Here is a 14,827-nt window from a genome sequence, read left to right on the forward strand (position 1 = left end):
TCTGTGTTATACCAAGATCAGTTGCACTTCAGTTTGTTATTTCAGGAGAAAAAGGAGTCCTACGTGATAACTCATGTCAGCCCATTAGGTTCCATGGATCTGCTTTCACAGCTAGAAGTTGATATGCTAAAGAGAACCGCAAGCAGTGATCTTTATCAGCTGTTTCGCAATTGTTCTCTCGCTGTTCTCAACTCTGGTAGCCTTACTGATAGTAGTAAAGAACTGTTATCTAAATACCAAGATTTTGATATTAACGTACTGCGCCGTGAACGTGGCGTAAAACTAGAGTTAGTCAATCCTCCTGAAGACGCTTTTGTTGACGGAAAAATTATTCGCTCATTACAAGCTAACTTATTTGCAGTGCTTCGTGACATATTGTTTGTTCACGGGCAAATCACAACAGCAAAACGTGATCTTCACCTGAACTTAGAAAATAGTACTCACATCACTAATACCATTTTCTCGATTTTGCGTAATGCACGAGCTCTTCATATTGATGAAGATCCTAATATGATCGTTTGCTGGGGTGGTCACTCAATCAATGAAACTGAATACCTTTACGGCAGAAAAGTAGGTAACGAATTAGGGCTACGTGAGCTTAATATCTGTACGGGTTGTGGTCCCGGAGCAATGGAAGCACCAATGAAAGGTGCTGCTGTGGGTCATGCTCAACAACGTTATAGAAATAGCCGTTTTATTGGTATGACAGAACCGTCAATCATTGCGGCAGAGCCACCAAATCCATTAGTTAACGAACTGATTATTATGCCAGATATTGAAAAACGTCTGGAATCTTTCGTACGAATTGGACATGGTATTATTATTTTCCCAGGCGGTGTAGGAACAGCAGAAGAATTGCTGTATCTGCTTGGTATTCTTATGTCTCCAGAAAACCAAGACCAAGTATTACCACTAATTTTAACTGGTCCTAAAGAAAGTGCAGACTACTTTAATGTATTAGATGACTTTATCGCCAATACATTAGGCGATGAAGCTCGTCGTCATTACCAAATCATTATTGATGATGCACCTGAAGTAGCTCGTATCATGAAAAAATATATGCCATTGGTAAAAGATAATCGTCGTAGCACAGGTGATGCTTATAGCTTTAACTGGTCAATGAAGATCAATGCTGATTTACAACATCCTTTTGAACCAACCCATGAAAACATGGCATCACTTAACCTAAGCACAAATCAATCACCAGAAAAATTAGCCGCTGACTTGCGTCGTGCTTTCTCGGGTATTGTCGCGGGTAACGTAAAAGAAGTGGGTATGAAAGCGATTGAAGCTCATGGTCCTTATAAAATTCATGGTGATAGTGAAATCATGCGTCGCATGGATATTTTATTAGCAGGCTTTGTTGAGCAACACCGTATGAAACTTCCCGGTGGTACAGCTTACCAACCGTGTTACGAGATTATCAGCTAATTTATTATGATACATTTGCTGATTATTGATGCTTTAAACCTGATCCGCCGCATTCATGCGGCATCAGGTTCTTCCTGCCTTACAGTGTGCGAACAAAGTGTCAATCAACTACTTGGCCACACACAACCTACTCATGCCGTAGCAGTTTTTGACGAAGAAGACAGAGACGGTAGCTGGCGACATAAACTGTTACCCGATTATAAAGCGGGTCGCACACCAATGCCTGATGACTTGCGACAACAATTACCTGAAATTAAAGCAATGTTACTTAATTTAGGAATACAGAGCTGGCACTCAGGTGGTGATGAAGCTGATGACGTTGCAGCAACATTGGCAACTAAAGTGGCAAATGCAGGTTTTCGAGTCACGATTATTTCAACGGATAAAGGCTATTGCCAGTTGCTTTCGCCCTCTATTCGTATACGCGATTATTTTCAACGACGCTGGTTAGATTTAGAATTTATTAGAGCTGAGTTTGGTGTTGAGCCATCTCAACTTACCGACTATTGGGGATTAACAGGCGTAAGTAGCAGTAAGGTTGCAGGCGTTCCTGGTATTGGGCCTAAAAGTGCTACCGAGCTTTTACACATTCACCCAGATCTAGAATCACTCTATCTGCATATTGATGATGTTCCGACTAAATGGAAAAACAAACTTATTACCCATAAAGAGTCTGCATTTATCAGTCGGAAAATCACGACATTACGTACTGATATTCAATTAAACGGTAATCTACAACAGTTACGTTTAAAATAGCCAAGTTCCCACACGTTAAAACTTAACGAGCGAATATCTTTGAATAACTCGCTTCCATTAAAAAAGGCTAAGTTTCTATTTATAAACTTAGCCTTTTATTGCCATCAACAAATCGATGTACTTTGAACAGTTTTAGAACTCACGATCTGGTCGATAAGCAGCCCAAATATTTTGAATATGAACCGTTATCTCTTCTCTATCATGATAAAGGTGCTTAGCTTGGATCTTAACGTTGATCCCTTTTTCCGCTAACTCTGACTTTATTTTTTCAAGGATATGAGAGACTTCCTCATAGCGCTTTTTCATTGGCAGTTTTAGATTAAAGATAGCTTCGCGACACCATTCATTAGCAATCCAAGTTGTCATTAATGCAGCAACTTTAGCTGGCTTTTCAACCATATCACAAACAAGCCATGTGATATTTTTAGTTGTAGGCTCAAATTTAAAACCATCAACTTGGTGATGACGAACTTGTCCTGTATCCATCAAAGATTGTGCCATTGGGCCATTATCAACAGCATGTACCATCATACTGCGTTTCACTAATTGATATGTCCAACCGCCGGGGCATGCTCCTAAATCAACCGCTTTCATTCCACTTGCTAAACGCTCTTCCCACTCCTCATAAGGAATGAAAATATGAAATGCTTCTTCAAGTTTTAATGTCGAACGACTTGGTGCATCTGATGGGAATTTTAATCGAGGAATACCCATATAAAATGCGGAATTATTAAAACTATAAGAGTAGCCAACATAACAACATCCCGGTGCAATAAAAAACACATGGATAATAGGGCGGCTAAAATTCTCTACTTTCAGCAAAATTTTCTCATTACGTAAATGATTACGTAATGGCACCGTAAATTTACGGCAGAATTTTAATAATTCTTTGCTTTCGTTAGTATCTGCAACTTCAACTCGAAGTTCACCCGCTTTTTCGACAGCACCTTTTAACATTCCAACAATCGGTGTAATTCTATCTTCTGGCGGTAAATCTTTAAGTAATTCACCTGTTACAAACATCTGACGAGCAAAAATTAATTCACGGAAACTCACTTCACGCGCGATCTTGTCTGCTTCACCTTCTTGGTAGCATTCAAAGATCACATAACCGCTTCCCTCTTTAACACGAGGAAAGCCATAAACGCCGATTTGACCTGCTTTATCCGTAATCTCAGCCGCGCACTCTTTTTCAAAACCTTGGCGACAATATAATGCAACTTTATTCATGGCGAGACGCCGGTGCCCTTAGACGCAAAGCGCCAATAAAAATTAAAGCCCAACCAATAAGAAAACTAAATCCACCAATTGGCGTAAAATAAGATAACAACCTAACTTGTGTTAGCGCCATACAATAAAGGCTACCACTGAAAAGTAGAATACCAACACCAAAGAAAATACCTGCCCAATAAAACCATAAAATGGTTTTACGCATTAACATTGCCGCGATCCCGACAAGTAATAAGGTATGGACGATTTGGTAGCGCATCGCTAACTGAATGTATTCCCAATGTTGTGGCGATAAATGCGGTGCAAGTTTATGAGTTGCAAATGCACCAAAAGCAACATAAAAGAAGCCACTAATCGCGGAAAACATAAGCAATGTACGACTATTCACTGTTTATTCCTTCCTATCTAGAAGATATTTGCCAATCGCAATATTAAGATGATGTCAGTAAACCCAGCTTTTCTTGCTCATTCGCTGCTTGAGATAAAATCCATTGGCGAAAAGCCGCAATTTTACCTAATTCAGCCTGGCTATCTTGGCAAACTAAATAAAATGCATTTTTACTAACAAGGACATCTGGAAAAGGTCTTACTAATCGACCTGATTCTATTTCACTACGTGCCATTACATTATTAACTAATGCAACGCCTTGTCCATGTACAGCGGCCTGTATCACCATTGAACTATGGCTAAAAATAGGCCCTTGTTGCACATTTATCTGATTTTGTATCTCTAATTGACGTACATAAGCTTGCCAATCTCGACGAGATGTATCATGTAGCAATGTATGATAAATCAGATCGGATGGGGTTTTTAGTGGTTTTTCACCTGTAAGTAAAGATGGTGCACAAACAGGGATCAAATATTCCGCATAAAGGCGGTCTGTACGTAAACCAGTCCAATTTCCTCGACCATAAAAAATAGCTACATCAACATCATCAGCCAGCTTATCTTCTTCTCTATCAACAGCCTGAATTCGCACATCAATTCCCGGATAAGCTTGATTAAATCCAGATAGCCGTGGTACTAACCATTGAATAGCAAAACTTGGAGAAAGGCTAACAGTAAGTGCGCCTTTCGCGCTTCGAGCTAATAATTTGCGAGTTGCCTCGTTAATTGATGAAAAGATTTCCTTAATATCGAGGTAATAACTCTGCCCTTCTTCGGTTAATAAAAGAGAGCGGTTGCGTCTTCTAAATAATTTTAGCCCAAGGAATTCTTCTAATGTTTTAATTTGGTGGCTCACTGCTGCTTGTGTCACAAATAATTCTTCAGCGGCTTTAGTAAAACTTAAATGACGTGCCGCTGAATCAAAAACCCTAAGCGCATTTAATGGCGGTAAACGTTTAGACATATTCGGTTCTTAAACCCCTATTTTGGCTATTAGTAGATCCTAACTTTCATCATTAGTTTTTTTTATGCGAAGCATTATAAATTGTCCCTTGATGATTAGCCAGTAAATACCTATAGTAAGCGCACTTCCTAAGCCGGAACGAAAAGTTGTGTAGTAGTAATACTGCAAAACTTTTGGCTTTGTGGTTGTGATGTTGTGTTTGCAAGTTGTCTGGAAATTCCAGACTTAGTAGCTGATGCTACTGTTTTTTTTCACTTCCTGTACATTTACCCTGTCTGTCCATAGTGATTTTATAGTGCACCGCCAAGGCGGTGCTTTTTTTATTCCTTATTTTTCTCTACTTTTGAATGACTCACACATACCGTTTTGATGTTTTCATCCATTTTTTATAATGAAGTTATCATCTTTATTCTAAAAAAACTCACCACAAATTATCCCCAATAAATTAAAACAAGAAAAAATAGGATATTAATCTGATCTCAGTGATTTGTTATTGAGTGAACTTTCATCATCTTAATCGTGTTATTATGAGCACAATGACTTATAACAAACGGATGCCTTTAGGTTTCCGTTATAAATAAATATAATTAACTGTATAATCTATACGCCCTATTTTTAACGACAAATCACGAAAATTTATTCGTCTACCAATACAGCCTAACTATGAACATATTTTCACCTGATTTATTTCGACAACAATTTCCAGCTCTTAAAGAAAAAACTATTTATCTCGATAGTGCAGCAACAGCATTAAAGCCTCTCGCCATGATAGAAGCCTCAGATGCGTTTTATCGCCATAATTTTGCGACGGTTCACCGTAGCCAATATCAGCATGCTAAAGAGACAACGCAACAATATGAGGCGACACGTCAACAAGTTGCCGAATTAATCAATAGTGCTGATAGTGATACGATTATTTGGACAAAAGGCACCACAGAATCACTCAACTTTATTGCTCAAGGTTATTTTCGTCCACGCTTACAAGCAGGTGATGAAATAATTGTTAGTGAGCAAGAACACCATGCAAACCTTATTCCTTGGTTGATACTAGCGGAACAAACAGGCGCTAGAGTGATCCGTTGGGCTATTGAGGATCATTTTTTACCTTCAATTAATAGCTTAAATGCTTTAATCAATAAGCGGACACGAATTGTTGCTGTTAGCCAAATGTCGAATGTGACAGGTGCTCAAATCGCATTAGATAAAGTGTCTCAATGCGTTCATCAATATGATAATTGCTTACTGGTTGTCGATGGAGCGCAAGGTATTGCGCATCACCCAACAGATGTCACAGCATTTGATATCGATTTCTATGTTTTTTCTGCTCATAAACTTTATGGCCCTAATGGGTTAGGTATTTGTTATGGTAAACGAAAACATTTAGAGGACATGGCACCTTGGCATGGTGGTGGGAAAATGCTCACTAACGCAACATTTGATGGTTTTACTCCCGCTCCGATTCCTCAGCGTTTTGAAGCTGGAACGCCTAATGTTGCGGGTGTTATTGCATTTTCAGCCACATTAGCCTGGTTAGAAAAACAAGATATGCATCATGCTAACCAATATGCTCTTGAGCTTGCAGAAGAAGCAGAGAGGCGTCTGAGTGAGCTAAATGGTTTTATCAGTTACCGAGCCAGCAACTCATCGATTGTTTCTTTCAATTTCGAAGGTGTTCATCATAGTGATTTAGCAACATTAATCACAGAGAAAGGTATTGCATTACGCACAGGGCAACACTGTGCACAACCTCTTATTGATTCATTAAATATTTCAGGCTGCTTACGCATTTCTTTTATGCCTTATAATCAACTTTCTGATATTGATGCCTTTATTGACGCTGTTATTTTTGCGTTAACACTCTTAAAAGACGAATAACCATCATGACCAACATTACAACACAGCATCCTTTTGGCAATGAAATTACCCTAGATATCTTGCTTAATGATTTTCAAAAATCAAAAGCATGGGAAGATAAATATCGCCAATTAATTCAACTTTCTCGTAAATTACCTGCATTACCTGATGAATTAAAAACAACAGAAAAAGAAATCAAGGGATGTGAGAACAGAGTGTGGCTAGGCGTTGAATTAAATAATGACGGCAAATACCATGTTTATGGTGATAGTGATGGTCGTATTGTAAAAGGCTTATTGACTATTATTTTAGTCGCTGTTGAAAATAAAACGGCACAAGAAATAGCTGATATCGATATGTTAGCTATTTTTGAACAATTAGGATTGGCTAATCAAATTAGCCAATCTCGCACTGACGGAGTGAATGCGATTATCGCACGATTGAAATCACTCACATCCCAGCATTAAGTTTTATACTCTAAATAATTCAAGATGTAGCTAGGCGACAAGTGAATGAGTCGCTAGGAGCATACATAAGTATGTGACTAGTGCGAATGAACGCCGTCAACAACGCTACAACTTGAAGTATGACGAGTACGTTGCGCCTTTGCTAGCATCTTCTTCAAAGCATGAGACACCGCAATAAAACCAAACGATGCCGTTACCATCGTTACTGCACCAAAGCCAGCTGAACAATCCATACGTTTCACACCATCCGCCGTACTTTTTGCCGCACAAACCGTACCATCGCCTTGTGGATAAACGAGTTGTTCTGTTGAGAAAACACAATCAATCCCTAATTTTCCCTTACTATTTTTTACGACATTAAAATCAGATTTCAAACGCTCTCTTAATTTAGCCGCTAAAGGATCTTGAATTGTTCTTGCTAAATCAACCACTTGGATTTGTGTTGGATCAATTTGTCCACCAGCACCACCCGTTGTGATCACCGGAATTTTATAACGACGACAATAAGCTAATAATGCAGCCTTTGGTCTTACACTATCAATTGCATCAATGACATAATCAAAGTTGTTATTCATCATTTCAGCGACATTATCAACCGTGACAAAATCATCAATACTAGTCACTTTGCATTCTGGATTGATTTCTAAAATACGCTGTTTCATCACATCGCATTTAGGCTGACCCACGCTTTCTTTTAACGCATGTATTTGACGATTAGTGTTAGTCACACACACATCATCCATATCAATTAAGGTGATGGCACCAATACCACTACGTGCTAATGCTTCAGCAGCCCAACTGCCGACCCCGCCTATACCCACGACACAGATATGAGCCTGAGCAAAATAAGACAACGCGTTTTGCCCATAGAGTCGCCCTATTCCAGAAAAGCGTTGTAAATATGAATCTGATAATGAATTTTGCATAATGCGATAACAACCTAAATAACAGAAATAATCATGGCTCTTAATATCCATAGCCATGTCGTTTGCATAATTTTACCGTTAATAACGAACAGATAAATAGCAAATCGTTTTTATAACGAAGGATTTAATAAGTTAAGTTGTGATTTTTTTAATACCCAAACACGCCCATAATGATTATAAAAACCTGCCATATGACCCGCATCTTTACCAATTCCATGATAAATATCGAAATGATGCCCTTTAATTGCCCCGCCTACATCTAATGCCACCATTAAACGCATTTGATATTCGCCTGTAAAATTACCGGTATTATCAAGTACAGGAATTTCAGCAAGCAACACAGTTCCGGCAGGAATAATACTTCTGTCAGAAGCCACAGAGGCAAGTGCAACAAGTGGGATAGCACTAGCGCCTCTAACCGGTGTAAAAGGCTCTGGTTTGAAAAAAACAAATGAAGGGTTTTCTTCTAATAATTTTCTCACTTCGGTATCACTATGTTTATCTGCCCACTCTCTGATAGCCAGCATAGACATATCTTTTCTTTCTACTTCGCCATTATCAATAAGTACTTTACCAATACTACGGTAAGGGTGTCCGTTTTTCCCTGCATAACCAAAGAACGTTAAAGGTTTACCATCACCAAAATCAACATAACCACTTCCCTGAACTTCCATCATAAAATTATCCATAATGGAGTTACTGTAAGCTGCAATTAAAGATTGGCTTAATGCACCATTATAAATAGCAGCACGAGACGGCAACTTTGAACGGCTATTAGCTGGCATTTTATAAAGAGGGTATTGGAATTCACCTTGTTGTGTTAAACGGGCTTCAAGAACAGGCGTGTAATATCCAGTAAACTGAACGTTACCGTACTTATCGACGCCTTCCATTTGAAATGCAGAAAGATTGAATTGACGTAATTGTCGTGTATCTGCACCAGATCGTAACCAGTTTTCTACCGCCTGATAAGTTTCTTTATTGCTATTGTATAAGCGGGATGATGTTTGGTTTATCTGGCTTACTTGTTGTAAGTAATCAGGACCATTAATCGGTGTACCTTGCGTATTTGGCGAGCTTACCTCAATAAGATCTTGCTTAAGCTTTCCATCTTTATACTGTTGCCCTTGCTCTGTTGGACGATGACATCCAGTCAAGGCAAGCGCTAACATACCTAAAATTAACGATTTTCGCCAAGTAACCATTTTTTTCCCGCTTAATAACTAAATTTGAGTACTGATTTTGAATGAGAAAGATACCAAAGCCAAATCAATAAAGATAATGAATATACATGTTGTACCTGCATTCTATTATCACCCAATCAATATGACTTTTAAACATCAAGTATATGCTCGCTAAATAACTTGAAGTATGACGAGTATAACTGCCTAAATTTGCATCTTGATGTGTTATTTCTGACCGTTTTTAAAAGAAAACTGTAAAAATTTCATAAAAAACTTGCAACTCAGCAGATCCTGAGTATAGTGCCCCTCTGTGGAGACGCGGGGTGGAGCAGCTTGGTAGCTCGTCGGGCTCATAACCCGAAGGTCGTCAGTTCAAATCTGGCCCCCGCAACCAATTCACAAAGCAGTAAGTTATAGTATCAGTCGCGGGATGGAGCAGCATGGTAGCTCGTCGGGCTCATAACCCGAAGGTCGTTGGTTCAAATCCAGCTCCCGCAACCAATTCTATAAACAACAATTCAGTCGCGGGATGGAGCAGCATGGTAGCTCGTCGGGCTCATAACCCGAAGGTCGTTGGTTCAAATCCAGCTCCCGCAACCAATTCTTTTCAATGTTATTCCTCATTTTTACCATCTCTCTTGATTTATTAATTCAAATCTATTACCCAACTTATTTATACATTTATTCTGATCATTCTCTTTTATTTTAATAAGATTATTGTGTTGAAAAACAATAAGACATTCCAATAGAAAGCAGATGATATTCACTTTCTACTGGAATATGAAAAGAAGGTATAAAAAGAATTTAACTACGATCAGCTAACGTTAATTCACCGCCATTAGCAAAATAAGCTTTGATGCCTTTGAAAATAGATTCTGCAATCTGTTGCTGGAATTTTGCTGTTTTCAGTTTTTTCTCTTCTTCGATATTACTGATAAAGGCCGTTTCAACCAGAATTGACGGAATTTCTGGCGCTTTTAATACCGCAAACCCAGCCTGATCGACTTTATTTTTATGCAGTTTATTAATTCCACCCATCAGCTTAAGCACTTCACTACCAAATTTAAGACTGTCGTTGATAGTGGCTGTTTGCACAAGATCAAGCATTGCATGGTCAACGTAGCGGTCACCACTTTTACTCACACCACCAATTAAGTCAGACTCATTTTGTGTTTGAGCAAGATAACGCGCTGTATTACTGGTTGCACCAGTTTTTGATAATGCAAAAACAGATGAACCTCTTGCAGAGCGGTTTGTAAACGCATCAGCATGGATAGAGACAAATAAATCTGCCTGCATTTTTCGCGCTTTAGCAACACGTACAGTCAATGGAATAAAGACATCTTCATTACGTGTCATATACGCCTTCATTTTGGCATCTTTATCAATAAGCGTTCTTAAGCGACGAGCAATTTGTAAAACCACATCTTTTTCACGAGTTTTATATTTGCCGATTGCTCCCGGATCTTCTCCACCATGACCAGGATCGATCATTATAATAATCGGCCTATCACGCCCCGCTCTGCCAGGTTTACGTGTGTCTGTTTGTGCGGGTACAGCTTGTTGTAAATCACCGTCGTTATATTCACGCAATAGTGCTAATAGTGGATCATCTTCAGTATCAGCCCCATGACTTGGGTAGAAATCTAGCACTAAACGGTTTTTAAATTCAGCCACAGGTTTAAGCGTAAACATTTGTGGTTGTACAGGCGTTTTTACTTCAAATACCAGTCGCACTGTTTTAGGTGTATTTTGACCAACCCGAATAAGTTTTAAATACGGATCGCTAGTCTGAACTTGATTAGCAACACCTTTCAATACGCTATTAAGTTGAATACCTTCTAAATCCACCACAATACGTTCAGGGTTTGACAATGCAAACTGACGATATTTCAGTGGTGTACTGGATTCTATAGTCACGCGAGTATAAGTCGAGGCAGGCCAAACCCTCACAGCAACAATAGATGCTGTGGCTGCAAGACCAACAGGACTAATACTTAACAATAATAACGCGCCAATTCCTTTAACAAGACGACGACGAGTTTGATTGTGCTCAGAATGACTCATGAAAATATTCCAAAAAAACGATTAACGTCAATAAACTCTAAAAAGAGATAAAAAAAGTTAAGAACAAAAAACTTTACCCAATCCACACTTCACTGTCACTTAAAAACAGCACAATTACTCACTTTTACACGAATATTCTGCCTTCAGGGAAAACAATAAGATAGGATTTTACTTGCCATTCCTCTCCAAAAAGAATAAAAATACATTAAATTCGAATAAAAATTCACTTGAGAGGGTTTTATGAAAGAGCGTAGCACCGAATTGGTCGATGGATTTCGCCACTCGGTTCCGTATATTAATGCACATAGAGGCAAAACATTTGTCATTATGCTAGGTGGCGAAGCCATTGCTCACGAAAACTTCCCATCTATCATTAATGATATTGGGTTGTTACACAGCCTAGGCATTCGTTTAGTGGTTGTTTATGGTGCTCGCCCACAAATTGATACTGCTCTTGAAATACAAAAAGTATCTCCGATTTATCATAAATATACGCGCATCACAGATAGCAAAACCTTAGAAATCGTTAAACAAGCTGCGGGTACATTGCAACTTGATATTACAGCTCGCCTATCAATGAGTTTAAGCAATACGCCATTACAAGGTGCGCATATTAATGTTGTTAGTGGTAACTTTGTTATCGCGCAGCCATTAGGGGTTGATGATGGTGTTGATTATTGTCATAGCGGAAAAATTCGCCGTATTGATGAAGAAGCTATTCATCGCCAGTTAGACAGTAATGCTATTGTATTAATTGGCCCTGTTGCAGTGTCTGTTACTGGTGAAAGCTTTAATCTCACCTCAGAAGAAGTGGCAACACAGCTTGCGATAAAACTTAAAGCACAAAAGCTGATTGGTTTTTGCTCATTCCAAGGTGTTATCGATGAAGCAGGTCACATTGTTTCTGAACTGCTGCCTAATCAAGCTGAAGATAAAATTCGAGAGCTACAAACAGAAGGCGATTATCACTCAGGTACAGTAAGATTCTTACGGGGAGCTGTTAAAGCCTGTCGTCGTGGTGTAGAGCGTAGCCACTTATTAAGTTATCAATCTGATGGTGCGCTTATTCAAGAATTATTCTCTCGTGATGGTATTGGTACTCAAATCGTCATGGAGAGTGCGGAGAAAGTTCGTAGAGCAAATATTAATGATATTGGTGGCATACTCGAACTTATTCGCCCATTAGAACAGCAAGGTATTTTAGTCAGACGTTCAAGAGAACAATTGGAAATTGAAATTGATCAATTCACTATTATTGAACGCGATAATATGACTATTGCATGCGCAGCGCTCTACCCTTATCCATCAGAAAAAATTGGTGAAATGGCCTGTGTTGCAGTGCATCCTGATTATCGTAGCTCTTGTCGTGGCGAGGTCTTGCTACAGCGCATTTCAGCGCATGCTAAGCAATTGGGGTTAGAAAAGCTATTTGTTCTAACAACTCGTAGCATACACTGGTTTCAAGAAAAAGGATTTGAACCCGCTGAAATTGATAAATTACCCATTGAAAAACAAGCACTCTATAATTACCAACGCCGTTCTAAAATTTTGATTTTAGACTTACATAAAGAGTAATTACCAAGCACAAAAAAAGACAGGTATCCCTCTCAATGCCTGTCTTTTATTATTTTCCATTATCAACTAACCGCTAATAACGTAATTTATCAATTAAGCCACTTCGACGTTGAATACGCGTTTGTATTGCCATTTTCACCATAGATTCCGAAGCATAAAGAGAAAGCTTCTGTTTTGCGCGTGTTAATGCGGTATACAACAATTCTCGACTAACAACAGGTGAAAATTTATCGGGAAGAACTAATGCTGTATGGGTAAATTCCGAACCTTGTGATTTATGCACCGTCATTACATATGCAGTTTCGTGTTGTGGTAATCGGCTAGGTTGGATCGCTTTCAATTTTCCATCAGGTAATTGGAAAAAAGCTTTCATTTCACCTTCATCGTTATTGAGCATAATGCCAATATCACCATTAAACAGACCTAACGTACTGTCATTTCGTTGGATCATAATGGGACGCCCAATATAATTACTTTGATAACTATTTGTAGGACGCCGGATCAATCGCTGGCGATGCAATAACATTTCAATTCTGTCATTTAAACCACTCACACCAAAAGAGCCTTCTCTTCGTGCGCACAATAAACGGTATTGGTTAAATGCATTAAGAATAATATCAGGTGATGCTTTTTGAGAAACTAAAGTGAGATACTCTCGATAAGCATTAACAGTATCTTGTATCATCAGTAAATAACTTTCTTTTGACTCTAAAGCAATAAAGCTCACATCTTGAGGCTCTAATGCTATTTCAAGCTGTTGTGGGCTAACCTCTGCTTTTTTCAACAACGCAATAGCTATTTTGGTTTGTCCTTTATTAACCGCAAAAGCAAGTTGTCCTATCCCTGAATCTTCACCAAAACGGTAGCTTTTACGTAATAGACACAGAGAATCACTGACGACAGACACTGGAGTTTGAGAGACAGGAATAATATCCGTAGATTTAACCAATTCACCTTGAGTTAAGTGATTAATCTGATCAAATCTTTTTTGACTAAAACCATCTTCAGAAAAACGGCAAATATCACCTAATACAGCACCCGCCTCAACAGAAGCAAGTTGGTCTTTATCACCTAAGAAAATGACGTGACATTTTGATGGAAGTGCATCAATCAAGCGTGCCATCATGGGTAAATCAACCATTGAGGCTTCATCAACAACTAAAATATCAAGCTGTAATGGATTATCTTTATGGTAACGCACTTGCTGACTTTCAGGCTGAGCCCCTAATAAACGATGAATAGTTTGCGCTTGCTTTGGCATCCACTTATTTTCTTCTTCGCTTAAATTAAGTTGCGCCAAAGCCTTACCTAAAGATTCCGTTAATCTCGCAGCGGCTTTTCCAGTTGGTGCCGCTAATTGAATAATGGGCTTATCATTTGATGTGAGCATCACAAAAGCCGCTAAAATTTTAGCAACTGTCGTGGTTTTCCCCGTTCCTGGCCCCCCTGAAATAATAGAAATGGGGCTTGTGATAGCAACACTAGCAGCTACTTTTTGCCAATTTGTTTCTTGGCTTTCTTTCGTTGCTGGAAAAAGCTGGTTGAGTACCTTAATTAATTCATTTTCATCAATATCAACAATGCTGTGCTCTTGCCTAAAAAATTGCGCTACTTTCTCTTCATAGCTCCACATTCTTTGTAGATAAAGAAGTCCATTATCTAAAATAATGGGAGAGGAAAGATCATCGTTACTTTGACTAACGCAATGACAATGAGTCAACTCTTCTACTATTTTTTTAGCAGAAGGCTTACCCATTTTTTGCCAAATTTCTTGTGCAAACTCTTTTTGTCTACCATCAAACAGTTGATCTTTTTGAATAATACTCAATGGTAAACAAACATGCCCCGCTCCAGTTTGAGCACTCAAATAAGCAAATACAAATAGTAAAATAGGGTTTTCATCTTCAACCAGCATTTGTGCAAACCGAAGATCTAAAGGTCGCAATAAGTTTTGTGTAATCGCTTGTTCTAATAGTTTGATCATT

General features: G+C 38.7%; 12 protein-coding genes and 3 tRNA genes. 8 read left to right on the forward strand and 7 right to left on the reverse strand.

Features of this window, described 5'->3' with window-relative positions; translation table 11 throughout:
• Positions 1–63 precede the first annotated feature (63 nt).
• Together ppnN and xni are read left to right on the forward strand one after the other, a co-directional pair.
• Entirely contained in the window at positions 64–1,431 is a 1,368-nt protein-coding gene (ppnN, locus tag F1325_RS14880) for a nucleotide 5'-monophosphate nucleosidase PpnN (RefSeq protein WP_109373104.1), read from the forward strand.
• A gap of 6 nt (positions 1,432–1,437) precedes the next feature.
• Complete coding sequence (gene xni / locus F1325_RS14885) at positions 1,438–2,187, forward strand: flap endonuclease Xni (RefSeq protein WP_109373103.1); 750 nt, start codon at positions 1,438–1,440, stop codon at positions 2,185–2,187.
• A 132-nt stretch (positions 2,188–2,319) separates the two neighbouring features.
• Here xni and rlmM read toward each other — a convergent pair whose 3' ends face one another.
• Genes rlmM through F1325_RS14900 form a run of 3 tightly spaced genes read right to left on the reverse strand, consistent with a single transcriptional unit; the run spans position 2,320 to position 4,769 of the window.
• Positions 2,320–3,417, reverse strand: coding sequence for a 23S rRNA (cytidine(2498)-2'-O)-methyltransferase RlmM (rlmM, locus tag F1325_RS14890; RefSeq protein ID WP_109373102.1), 1,098 nt, complete (start codon positions 3,415–3,417; stop codon positions 2,320–2,322).
• The gene (locus F1325_RS14895; protein ID WP_036913817.1) at positions 3,410–3,805 is read right to left on the reverse strand and encodes a DUF423 domain-containing protein; all 396 of its coding nucleotides are present in this window, start codon (positions 3,803–3,805) and stop codon (positions 3,410–3,412) included. The genes rlmM and F1325_RS14895 overlap by 8 nt, the downstream gene beginning before the upstream one ends.
• A gap of 43 nt (positions 3,806–3,848) precedes the next feature.
• A complete protein-coding gene (locus F1325_RS14900; RefSeq protein ID WP_023582728.1) occupies positions 3,849–4,769 on the reverse strand; it encodes a transcriptional regulator GcvA in 921 nt (306 codons plus the stop codon).
• A 663-nt stretch (positions 4,770–5,432) separates the two neighbouring features.
• Here F1325_RS14900 and csdA point away from each other — a divergent pair.
• Positions 5,433–6,644 carry a cysteine desulfurase CsdA gene (gene csdA / locus F1325_RS14905; RefSeq protein WP_160230647.1) on the forward strand — a complete coding sequence of 404 codons (1,212 nt, stop codon included), beginning with the start codon at positions 5,433–5,435 and terminating at the stop codon, positions 6,642–6,644.
• Between the two features lie 5 nt (positions 6,645–6,649).
• Positions 6,650–7,090 (forward strand): cysteine desulfurase sulfur acceptor subunit CsdE, encoded by a 441-nt coding sequence (gene csdE, locus F1325_RS14910; protein ID WP_109373100.1) that lies wholly within the window; start codon positions 6,650–6,652, stop codon positions 7,088–7,090.
• Between the two features lie 77 nt (positions 7,091–7,167).
• On the opposite strand, the gene tcdA is transcribed toward csdE, so the two are convergent.
• Together tcdA and mltA are read right to left on the reverse strand one after the other, a co-directional pair.
• Positions 7,168–8,016: a tRNA cyclic N6-threonylcarbamoyladenosine(37) synthase TcdA gene (gene tcdA, locus F1325_RS14915; RefSeq protein WP_109373140.1), complete on the reverse strand. Its 849-nt coding sequence runs from the start codon at positions 8,014–8,016 to the stop codon at positions 7,168–7,170.
• A 110-nt stretch (positions 8,017–8,126) separates the two neighbouring features.
• A complete protein-coding gene (mltA, locus tag F1325_RS14920; protein ID WP_160230648.1) occupies positions 8,127–9,221 on the reverse strand; it encodes a murein transglycosylase A in 1,095 nt (364 codons plus the stop codon).
• 296 nt (positions 9,222–9,517) lie between these two features.
• Between mltA and F1325_RS14925 the strand changes: the two genes are divergently transcribed.
• From F1325_RS14925 to F1325_RS14935, 3 genes are all read left to right on the forward strand, one after another.
• Positions 9,518–9,594: transfer RNA gene (locus F1325_RS14925), tRNA-Met, on the forward strand.
• Between the two features lie 30 nt (positions 9,595–9,624).
• Positions 9,625–9,701: transfer RNA gene (locus tag F1325_RS14930), tRNA-Met, on the forward strand.
• Positions 9,702–9,723: 22 nt separating this feature from the next.
• A tRNA-Met gene (locus tag F1325_RS14935) sits at positions 9,724–9,800 on the forward strand.
• Positions 9,801–10,004: 204 nt separating this feature from the next.
• Here the strand turns inward: F1325_RS14935 and amiC are convergent.
• Positions 10,005–11,267, reverse strand: coding sequence for an N-acetylmuramoyl-L-alanine amidase AmiC (gene amiC, locus F1325_RS14940; protein ID WP_109373098.1), 1,263 nt, complete (start codon positions 11,265–11,267; stop codon positions 10,005–10,007).
• Between the two features lie 240 nt (positions 11,268–11,507).
• On the opposite strand from amiC, the gene argA reads away from it, so the two are divergent.
• The gene (gene argA / locus F1325_RS14945) at positions 11,508–12,842 is read left to right on the forward strand and encodes an amino-acid N-acetyltransferase (protein WP_109373097.1); all 1,335 of its coding nucleotides are present in this window, start codon (positions 11,508–11,510) and stop codon (positions 12,840–12,842) included.
• 73 nt (positions 12,843–12,915) lie between these two features.
• Here argA and recD read toward each other — a convergent pair whose 3' ends face one another.
• Positions 12,916–14,826 (reverse strand): exodeoxyribonuclease V subunit alpha, encoded by a 1,911-nt coding sequence (recD, locus tag F1325_RS14950; RefSeq protein WP_160230649.1) that lies wholly within the window; start codon positions 14,824–14,826, stop codon positions 12,916–12,918.
• Between the last annotated feature and the right edge of the window lies 1 nt (position 14,827).

The sequence above is a fragment of the Proteus columbae genome (assembly GCF_009914335.1).
Lineage (GTDB): Bacteria > Pseudomonadota > Gammaproteobacteria > Enterobacterales > Enterobacteriaceae > Proteus.

Coding starts and splice junctions, on each gene's coding strand:
- xni (WP_109373103.1), top strand. CDS start 1,438: ATGATACATTTGCTGATTATTGATGCTTTAAACCTGATCCGCCGCATT.
- rlmM (WP_109373102.1), bottom strand. CDS start 3,417: ATGAATAAAGTTGCATTATATTGTCGCCAAGGTTTTGAAAAAGAGTGC.
- F1325_RS14900 (WP_023582728.1), bottom strand. CDS start 4,769: ATGTCTAAACGTTTACCGCCATTAAATGCGCTTAGGGTTTTTGATTCA.
- csdA (WP_160230647.1), top strand. CDS start 5,433: ATGAACATATTTTCACCTGATTTATTTCGACAACAATTTCCAGCTCTT.
- csdE (WP_109373100.1), top strand. CDS start 6,650: ATGACCAACATTACAACACAGCATCCTTTTGGCAATGAAATTACCCTA.
- tcdA (WP_109373140.1), bottom strand. CDS start 8,016: ATGCAAAATTCATTATCAGATTCATATTTACAACGCTTTTCTGGAATA.
- mltA (WP_160230648.1), bottom strand. CDS start 9,221: ATGGTTACTTGGCGAAAATCGTTAATTTTAGGTATGTTAGCGCTTGCC.
- amiC (WP_109373098.1), bottom strand. CDS start 11,267: ATGAGTCATTCTGAGCACAATCAAACTCGTCGTCGTCTTGTTAAAGGA.
- argA (WP_109373097.1), top strand. CDS start 11,508: ATGAAAGAGCGTAGCACCGAATTGGTCGATGGATTTCGCCACTCGGTT.
- recD (WP_160230649.1), bottom strand. CDS start 14,826: ATGATCAAACTATTAGAACAAGCGATTACACAAAACTTATTGCGACCT.